This window comes from Marinomonas lutimaris (assembly GCF_019426345.1).
GTDB lineage: Bacteria > Pseudomonadota > Gammaproteobacteria > Pseudomonadales > Marinomonadaceae > Marinomonas > Marinomonas lutimaris.
Genome location: NZ_JAHLLW010000062.1, coordinates 1 through 349, shown reverse-complemented (window position 1 = coordinate 349; position 349 = coordinate 1). Strand labels below are relative to the sequence as shown.

Annotated in this window: 1 protein-coding gene; it reads right to left on the bottom strand. The window is 38.7% G+C overall.

All coding sequences use genetic code 11. The annotated features are described in order from the left end of the window. Positions 1-217: hypothetical protein (locus tag KPL72_RS21115; protein WP_219704363.1), on the bottom strand; the 217-nt coding region annotated here is incomplete at its 3' end. Positions 218-349 lie beyond the last annotated feature (132 nt).

Genomic DNA, 349 nt, shown 5'->3' with positions numbered 1-349 from the left:
GGTAGGTTCGAGCGTTTCGCTCTCCACTGGCGCTTAGGAGGCCTTTAGATGTCAGTCTGCTAACGTTCCTTGCTACTAGTCTAGTGGATTGGACTATATCTAGGTCTGTTGTACTTGATGCTAATTGAATGAGTTCTTTTCGTCTGATGCTGGTTCCTTCCACGCGTTGTAAGAGTTCTTTGAACTGTTTATTCAAAGAAAATGGTTTGGATGTCATGTTTGTGTCTCAAAAACTAAATACTTAGGATTGCTAAGTATACAGAAATAAGTAAAACTTAGACAATCTAAGTACATGAGACTTTAAAGATGAAACTATTTTGTCAGATAACCCAATACCACGGCGACTTAA